The 8,560-nt window shown below is 60.7% G+C and carries 9 protein-coding genes and 1 tRNA gene; 8 read left to right on the top strand and 2 right to left on the bottom strand.

The window, feature by feature from the left end; translation table 11 throughout:
• From EI28_RS07120 to EI28_RS15470, 3 genes are all read left to right on the top strand, one after another.
• Nucleotides 1-499, top strand: a 499-nt coding sequence (locus tag EI28_RS07120) for a hypothetical protein (RefSeq protein ID WP_369792269.1), incomplete at its 5' end; no start/stop codon positions are given.
• Between the two features lie 12 nt (nt 500-511).
• Nucleotides 512-1,240: a M20 family metallopeptidase gene (locus EI28_RS15475; RefSeq protein WP_369792268.1), complete on the top strand. Its 729-nt coding sequence runs from the start codon at nt 512-514 to the stop codon at nt 1,238-1,240.
• Nucleotides 1,241-1,248: 8 nt separating this feature from the next.
• Nucleotides 1,249-1,677 carry a M20/M25/M40 family metallo-hydrolase gene (locus EI28_RS15470; protein WP_369792267.1) on the top strand — a complete coding sequence of 143 codons (429 nt, stop codon included), beginning with the start codon at nt 1,249-1,251 and terminating at the stop codon, nt 1,675-1,677.
• Nucleotides 1,678-1,759: 82 nt separating this feature from the next.
• On the opposite strand, the gene EI28_RS07110 is transcribed toward EI28_RS15470, so the two are convergent.
• Entirely contained in the window at nt 1,760-2,875 is a 1,116-nt protein-coding gene (locus EI28_RS07110; protein WP_048113838.1) for a glycosyltransferase family 2 protein, read from the bottom strand.
• A gap of 11 nt (nt 2,876-2,886) precedes the next feature.
• Complete coding sequence (locus tag EI28_RS07105; RefSeq protein ID WP_231476637.1) at nt 2,887-4,371, bottom strand: glycosyltransferase family 39 protein; 1,485 nt, start codon at nt 4,369-4,371, stop codon at nt 2,887-2,889.
• Nucleotides 4,372-4,615: 244 nt separating this feature from the next.
• Here EI28_RS07105 and EI28_RS07100 point away from each other — a divergent pair, with 244 nt between their 5' ends.
• From EI28_RS07100 to EI28_RS07080, 5 genes are all read left to right on the top strand, one after another.
• On the top strand, nt 4,616-5,242 hold the full coding sequence (locus EI28_RS07100) for a hypothetical protein (RefSeq protein ID WP_048113834.1): 627 nt from the start codon (nt 4,616-4,618) through the stop codon (nt 5,240-5,242).
• Between the two features lie 144 nt (nt 5,243-5,386).
• Nucleotides 5,387-5,458 (top strand) — tRNA-Arg (locus EI28_RS07095).
• A 141-nt stretch (nt 5,459-5,599) separates the two neighbouring features.
• Nucleotides 5,600-6,073 (top strand): nuclear transport factor 2 family protein, encoded by a 474-nt coding sequence (locus EI28_RS07090; RefSeq protein ID WP_048113844.1) that lies wholly within the window; start codon nt 5,600-5,602, stop codon nt 6,071-6,073.
• 750 nt (nt 6,074-6,823) lie between these two features.
• Nucleotides 6,824-7,309: a hypothetical protein gene (locus tag EI28_RS13170; protein ID WP_052379696.1), complete on the top strand. Its 486-nt coding sequence runs from the start codon at nt 6,824-6,826 to the stop codon at nt 7,307-7,309.
• 3 nt (nt 7,310-7,312) lie between these two features.
• Nucleotides 7,313-8,098, top strand: coding sequence for a DUF1828 domain-containing protein (locus EI28_RS07080; protein WP_048113832.1), 786 nt, complete (start codon nt 7,313-7,315; stop codon nt 8,096-8,098).
• Nucleotides 8,099-8,560: the final 462 nt, after the last annotated feature.

The raw sequence follows: 8,560 nt of genomic DNA, 5'->3' as shown, positions 1-8,560 counted from the left end.
GAACGTGTATGTCCGCGTCATGCAGAAACTGTATGGTAAATCGCTGATCCTGGAGAGCCCGGATGAGTTTCACCCGGTCCTGCGCTTTTACTTCACCGATGCTATCGCTCACATCGACTATACCATCGGCATTCTCGCTTACAACCTCATGTCGCCCAAGAACATCATGAGCATGGAGTATATGCGGTGGCGCCTGGACGAGGAGAAGGTCGGCGACCGCGAACACTTCCCCGGATTCATCAACTGGCTCAAAGAAAAGCACCCGGACAGGTTTGAGAAACTTCCGATGCTCTGGACCGGGATCTACGACCGCGACGACCCCGCCCATTACCAGAGTTTCCGCATCATGCTCAACCCCGATGACAGAAGACCGCTCCCGGCCGAGTATCTCTCGACGTTCATCGACGAGTTCTTCGACCCGAAGTTCATCAAACTGCTCTACAACACCTCGTCGCTCGCCCGGCTCTTCGACGAGTACGTCCAGAGCAGGTCGGCATAAGGGGATCACTCCATGGATGTCGCCCGACTCGCTTCATCGCTCGTCCGGATCAGGAGCGAGAATCCCCCGGGGAGCACGGCGGATGTCATCGCGTTCATCGGGGAGTTCCTTGACTCCCTCGGGGTGAAGAACCGTATTATCTCGCATCCCGGCGGCCGGGACAACCTCGTCACGATAAAACCCGACCCCCGGCTCCTCCTCTGCGGCCACGTCGACGTGGTTCCCGCCATCCCCGACGACTGGACGCACGATCCCTACAGCGGGGAGATTGCCGGCGGCTACGTCTGGGGGAGAGGCGCCACCGATATGAAAGGGGGATGCGCCGCCCTCCTCGCCGCCTACCGCGACCTCATCGAGAGCGGTGTGGAGCCGAAGGTCCAGTTCGCCTTCGTCTGCGACGAGGAGACCGGCGGGGAATGCGGCATCCGGTCGCTGCTCGCCCAGGACCTGCTCGAACCCCGGGAGTGCCTGATCGCCGAACCGACGCCGGCGACCAGCCCGGCGATCGGCCAGAAAGGCCTCTACCGGATCGACCTCTCCTTCCGCGGCAAACCGGGCCACAGTTCCCTCTACCCCCTGGTCGGGAAGAGCGCCGTCATGGCGGCGTTCGACCTCCTCGGCTACCTCCAAGAGGTTCACGCCCGCCCGTTCCCCGTCGGCGAAGACCTGCAGCCGCTTATCAGGAGGGTGCCCGGGTCTTTTCCGAGATCTTCGGGATCGAGGGAGGGGATGAGATCCTGACCCGGGTGATGTTCAACCCCGGACGCATCGAGGGCGGCGAGAAGGCGAACATCGTGGCGGAGCAGTGCCGGATGGAACTCGACATCCGGGTGCCGTGGGGCTGCTCCCTCGAGAGCCTCAAGAAGGGCATCGCCGAACACGCCCCGGACGCCGTGATACGCGAGACGGACGTGGCCGAACCGACCCTGACGCCCCCGGACGCCCGGATTGTCCGGACGGTCTGTCGCGAGGTGGAGCGGGTCTACGGGACGGCAGCCCCGTTCCTCCAGTGGGCCGCAAGCGACGCGAAGTACCTCCGCGACAGGGGGTTCGATGTTCTGGAGTACGGGCCGGGGGAGATCCCGACGCTGCACGCGGTGGACGAGCGGGTCGGCGTTGAGCAGCTCGAGAAGGCAGTGGATGTCTACCGGGGCGTCATCCGGGCCTACTCTTCATGAGTGGATACCCGGACGCCCGTCGACTGCAAACCACGTTTTTTGTTCCAAAGGGAGGATGCCCCTTTTTCCGGGAAGACCGTCATCAGCCCCTTACCCACGTGTAATGCCTGTTTATCGCATAGTTCCAGGCAAACGCGATGAGTATTCCTGCAAGGTTCGCGACGAGGTAGTAGGCCCCGGCAATATCCACGAGGAGGTAGAGGATGGCCATGTTGATGGCGAGCCCGCCCATCGAGACCGCCTGAAACGATCCGAACCGCGAAAACTTCCGCTTGAACTTCAGGTTTTCTATCGACCGAAACGTCCAGACGTCGTTTAAGACGAAGTTGTTCACGATCGAGACCTCGATCGCGATTGCCGCCGAGACGAGGTAGTAGAGGCCGGCAATCTCGGTCAGGGCGTAGAGGAGGCCCATGTTGACGAAGATCCCGGAGAGCCCGACAAGCCCGAACCGGACGACCTTGTTCCACTCGGCCCATACCGATCCTGTCCGGCGCGTGACGGAGAACCGGACGATCCCGCCGCACTGCCGGAGGTAGTCGACCATCGTGCCGGCCCGGAGTTTGCTCGCCCCCTCCTCGCGGTCTTTGAAGACGAACGGTATCTCGACGAACGTTCGCCACCGGCCTTTGCCGAGCACCTCCATCAGGATCTTGTAGCCACGCGGCGCCAGCGGGGCGCCGTCGACGACCTCGCGCCGCACGGCAAAGAACCCGCTCACGGGATCGGTGACCTCGGGGAAGAGGATCCGCCCGAACGCGGTGGCCCCAAGCGATATGACCCTCCGCGCAAGCGGCCACGCCTCGATATCCCCGCCCTTCGTGTACCTGCTCCCGATCGCGATATCCGCGCCGCCCCGTATCGCTTCGTAGAACAGGGGGATGAGCTCGGGCGGGTGCGAGAAGTCGGCGTCGATGACCTGCAGGATATCCGAGCGCGCCGACCGGAATCCCTCGACGACCGACTGCGAGAGGCCGTGATCCTCTCTCCGCACGACCAGGCGCACGTTCTCCCGCCGGCCGGCGATCTCCCGGACGATCGGGATCGTGCGGTCCTTCGAGTCGTCGTCCACCACCAGAACTTCGCCGCGGATGCCGTTTTGCGACAGAACCCCGTCGACAGCATCGATGATCGCGGCGATGTTCTCCTCCTCGTTGAAGGTCGGGATGATCACCGAAAGATCACAGGGTTCGGCCATGATTTTTTCCCCTAGGCCGACCTGAAGAGATAGATCGTCGTTTGCTGCCCGGCAAACTGCGCGTTCTCGTCAAGCCAGTCCAGTGCATCCTCGCCGGGGTTCGCGGCAAAGATATCGTCGGTCACGACGTAGAACGCGCGCCGGTCGGGATACCGGCCGCGGATAGCCTCAAGGTCGTCGCCGGTCGTCGCCGCGAGTTCGATGGTTCCGTCGGTCGCGTTGCTGTAGTAGTAGTCGAGCGGAAGCGCCGTGTAGGACGGCAGCACGACGACGAGATCCCCTTCCCCGGTCATCCCGCCGAGTTCAGCGGAGAAACCCCGCCAGTCGTTCTTCTGCGGTGTCGTGTAGTAGGTGGAGAGAAACGGGGCGCTGACGAGGATTGCCGCGGCGATGAAGATAGCGACCGCCCACCTCTCCCGCACGAGGGCACGGAGCGCGGGGTACGCCGATGCGATCCCGATGAAGTAGACCGGAAGGAGGTAGATGAGGTAGCGCGGGATCATCGGCATCCTCGAGGAGAGGACGAGGCTCGCCGCCAGCGGGACGAAGATCATGAAGACGAGGAGGAGCGCTCCGTTCCTGTCCTCGCGCCAGGTGAAGATGACGCCCACCAGGAAGAGAAGGAGGAAGGGAACCAGGACGGCGATGCTGTGTCCCGATGCCTCGAGAAGGGTCTGGTAGACGACGTCGAGCCCCTGTATGCCGAACGTCGGGGCGGACGACGTTCTCGCGAGAAAGAGGTTCACAGTCACGATGAGCAGAGGGAGGGCGGCAACGACGAAGGCAGCGAGCCCGAGGGCAGGACCCCTCGCGTTCCTGGCGTCTTTTCGGATCTCCCCGGCGCGGACGACCAGGGCGTGGAGAACGAGGACGGCGACCGGCACGACGGCATAGAAGTGCATCCAGAACGCGACAGCGGAGAAGATGCCGAAGAGGACCCAGGAGCGGGTCTCGTTCGATCTGCTCGCCCGCACGTAGGAGAGCAGGGCGAGGGAGAAGAAGAAGAGCATGGGGGTGTACGCCCGGGCCTCCTGGGAGTAGAATATGTGAAAGGGCGAGAACGCGAGGAGGGCGGCGGCGATGAGCCCGACGTTTCTGTCCCGGAACTCCTTCCCGATGAGGTACACGACCGGGATCGTCAGGACGCCGAGGAGCGCGGGGAGGAACCGGAGCACGAACTCGCTCTCCCCGAAGACGAGCATCCCGTGCTCCAGCCAGTAGAAGAGCGGCGGGTTGAACTCTCCGCCGGCCGTGCTCTCCCAGATGCCGGCAAGCGACTGCCGGGCAAACGAGAGGGTCGCAGCCTCGTCGAGCCAGAGCGAGTTGCCGGCGAGGTTGTAGAACCGCAGCAGGGCACCGATGGCGGTCAGGCCCAGGAGGGCCCAGAGCGCCGCGCCGTTTTCCGGGGTGCCATGCCGGGTTTTTGCGCTCATGCCGCCCCGAATAAACGTCCCGGCGTCCCTGTGCTGTACCTCATGCCGCTCCGGTGCTGTCATCGACCGAGCGGTAGAGATACGAGTGCCGATAAAAAGGTTCCCCCGCCCGGAGTGCATGATTGGCTTCTCCCGGGAATGTCGGCGGCTCTCTTTCTCCGCTCCGGTCACGCATCTTCAGAGATCATGCCGTGAAACCGGCCGGCTTCCAACGACATTTTCTGCCGGTTAATAACTATCGAATAAAATATTTCTTCGAATATGCAAGAGTAAAAACATAAATATCCCCCTGGATAATCCCTCTACGATGAGCAAGGTGTATAAATCGCTCTTTGCAGCTGCGGTGATGATCCTGGTCCTCGCATCCGCCGGGTGCGCGGAGATGCCGGCGGCTAGCGATCCGGGCTGGTCCGGGGACCTTTCGCCGGAAGAGGGCGGAGAGGACGACCCCGGATACCTGACCCCGGCAACCCCGTATCCGACTGCAACCAACGGTATGGCCGGCCCCACGCTCAGCAGGCCGACGGAGGTCCCGCCGACGCAGGACCCCTACGTGACGCTCTACGACAAGACAATAGAGTTCAGTCCCGCTCACCCGAGAGACGCCTACTCCTTCGACCTGACCGCGCCCCCGCTCATCATTGAGTTCGATGTGGAGCCGAAGATGGTCACGCGGGAGAAGCACACCACGAGTGACTACGGTAAGAAAAAGGACATAGTCGTCAAGCAGACCTACCCGAGCGAGGATTCATGGTTTACGGTGATCGTCAGGGAGCGTGAGTCCGGCGAGATTGTGGCCGAGGACGGGTTCGGAAAAGGTTTCGGCACGGCGACCGACAAGCGAATCTTCGTGGGCAAGTTCGGGGATTACCTGATCGAGCTCTCCGGGAACGAGGCGAAGGTGGATATAAAGATGCGCGCGGGGGGCATTTAGGCCCCACGGCCCTCACCGTCGGACGGATTTTTGCCGGCCGAACTCCGGCATCTGCGGTCTTTGCCGTGGCGTTCCGATCGCCCGGCGAGCAATCCTTTTTAACCTGGACGACCTAGTTGTTAGGGGTAAGACACATATTCTCGTGTCCCGGTAGGGTAGTGGATATCCTAGAAGCCTGCGGAGCTTTTGACCCGGGTTCAAGTCCCGGCCGGGGCGTTTTTCGATTTTGTGCTAGATTTTTTCGGATTCAGGGCTCCTTCAGACAGTCATCCCGAACCTGGTTCGGTCGCCCTGGGTTCAATAGTCATGCCCTCCCGCGACCATACCTTTATCAGCACCGCGGAACGGGATACCCGCATGGCTGAGGAGAGTCGTCCCCCGCTGCCGCCGTTCACGTACGAAACGGCGGCACAGAAAGTTCGTATGGCCGAGGATGCCTGGAACTCCCGGGATCCCGCGAGGGTGTCGCTCGCGTACAGCGTCGACAGTGTCTGGCGCAACCGGGCGGAGTTCGTGAACGGCCGCGAGGAGATCGTCGCGTTTCTGCAGCGGAAGTGGGCGAAAGAACTCGATTACCGCCTGATAAAAGAGGTCTGGGCGTTTCACGAGGCGCGGATCGCGGTCCGGTTTGCATATGAATGGCATGATGACTCGGGGAACTGGTTCCGCTCGTATGGGAACGAGAACTGGGAGTTCGACCAGCAGGGCCTGATGCGCATTCGTCATGCCAGCATCAACGATCTGCCGATCACTGAAGGAGAGCGGAAGTACCGCTGGCCGCTGGGGCGGCGCCCCGACGATCATCCCGGGCTCTCCGACCTGGGGCTGTAGGGTTGTCCGGTAGAGGGCGGAGCGGGCCTTCGGGACCCGGACGGGCCATCGGCGCCGGGGCCGGCGGGGTTGTGGCGGTGATCGTGAGGGTGCTCGGCGGGGGTGAGCCCAGAGAGACTGGATGAGTCACTGTTCCATACGATGTTTCCGGTGCATTGTTACACCCCGCCGGAGGAATGTGAGGTAGACGGACAGTGCGTCTTCGCCCTGCCGTTTGGTCTCCGGTCTGCCAGGAGTACGGCACAGGCATACCGGCTGCAGTCGGCGGGAGCCGTGAGCCCATTACAACACGGCTATAATGGTAGTTTTAGGAGATTGGATGCACTTGCTCTGGTTTCGAGCATTCCCTGCAACCATGGATGAGCCCATTATGAGCCAATTGTGATTCATTTCGATCCCTTAGCGCAATCTGACGATCCCTCTTACGTTGCATACCTCAGCGAGTAGCACACGCCCGCTCCTGCCGTCCCCTCTTTACGGAAAATGCCGGTTTGAACCATCACCTTAAGATCTCGCGTTGCGGTCGCCTTCTTCGCATTATTGAGTTGCTGGTACACCTGGTTTGAGATAGGACCCTCTCTTCAGGTAGTGTACGGCAGCAATCTGCCGCTCATTCAGACCGAGGGAGGCGAGCAGCTCTCCATATGCGGAGGACGGTCCTCACACCCGTGATTATGGAAATAGTTATCTTTCTTCCCGGCGACCGTAGAATTATTGAAATGAAATAGTACTCCGGTGGAGGCTACCTGAATGAATTTGCGGCTCACTGATGATGAGATCGATGCGTTACTCAGAGAGGCCAAGCCGCTGCCGGGAGATTTCTCCAGGAGATTTCGCCCTAAAGAGAAGGGCGGCCATAAGGAGTACGAGATCGGTATAGAGGGTGCGAATCAATCCCGGTTCAGGTTGATATTCCGGCAAAGTCTATTCAATTCGCTGGACTTCTCCGTGATCCTCGGCTATATCATTCCAAACACAAACCAGGTGTTCCGGCTACGCCGATATAACGGGAAAAGTCACGAACACACGAACAGGCTTGAGCAGGAGAAGTTTTATGATTTCCACATCCATACTGCAACAGAGCGCTACCAGACCGCGGGCTGGAACGAGGATGGGTATGCGGTTCCGACAGACCGGTACTCGGATCACCACGGCGCGCTGAAGAGCATGTTCAACGACTGCGGGTTTGAGGGTTCAGCGGTAACCACGAAGGATCTTACCGACTGGGGGATATAACCAATGGCAATCGAGGCAATCGAAGAGGAGTTTCGGAGGAAGGTCTGCAGCCAGATCCATCTCCGCCCGGAGGGTATCAACCGGTATCGGGTCTTCACACCGTTTGTCTTTGACGATGGGGATAACCTCGCAATCGTCCTGAAGGATGAGGACGGCGCCTGGACGCTGACGGATGAGGGGCATACCCTCATGCACCTGACCTACTCGATCGACGCAAGGGAGTTAGAGCGGGGAACCCGCCAGAAGGTGATCGCGAGTGTGCTGTCCCGGTTCGGGCTGGAGAACAACCGGGGCGAACTCGCTATCCGCATCACGGGCGACCGGTTTGGGGATGCCCTCTGGAGTTTCATCCAGGCGCTGATCCGGATATCGGATCTTACGTATCTGTCGAGATCGCGCGTTTACTCCACGTTCCTGGAGGATCTCCGTGCGCTCATCGAGGAGGCTGTCCCTGAGGGGCGCAGGGAGTTTGACTGGCACGATCCCGAGCATGATCCGGAAGGGAAATACACCGTTGACTGCAGGATCAACGGCATGCAGAGGCCGATCTACATCTTTGCGCTCGCGAACGACGACCGGGTCCGTGACGCGACGATAAACATCCTGCAGTTCGAGAAGTGGGGGCGGCCCTTCGTCTCGGTCGGCGTATTCGAGGATCAGGAGGAGGTCAACCGCAAGGCCCTCGCGAAGTTCAGCGATGTCTGCGATAAGCAGTTCTCAAACCTGCCGGGGAACAAAGACCGGATTATGCAGCATCTCCGGGATATGGCCGGGACGGCTTCCGGCTGAGGTTGCAGCGGCGTCCCGCTCTGCCCGGGGGAGGAATCCCCCTTTCATCACGTGATAAAACCCCTGACCCGGAACGTCAGGCCGCTCCCTCCACGATTGCGATCTCCTCCTCTGTGAGCCCGTAGAGTGGGTACGCCAGTCGATCGTGAGCGGCGGGGTGCTGGGTGGGGTGGGTTACTTCAGCATCCCGTCCCGCCAGAAGAAGGTCTTGCCGGGATCCCGGACATATTTTTTCAAAGACGCTCGGGAAGATTTCGGGATATTTCGCATCTTTGAGAGGAATACAGAACATCGTTGCCGGATTTTTCGGACTGCCTCCGACACCGATCACCACGAAGACAGGGATGCGGTTCGACCGGGAGTAAGCGCTACACCTCTTAGTCTGGTCAGGGGAGATCTATTCGACCAGACTGTGCTCAGGCGTATGTTGTATGCCATGAACGTTACAATTCCAAATAGTCA

Origin of the sequence: Methanoculleus sp. MH98A, from assembly GCF_000691865.1 — an archaeon.
In the GTDB taxonomy this organism is placed as follows: Archaea; Halobacteriota; Methanomicrobia; order Methanomicrobiales; family Methanoculleaceae; genus Methanoculleus.
Note: the sequence above shows the minus strand (reverse complement) of the source record. Positions and strands in the feature narration are given on the sequence as shown.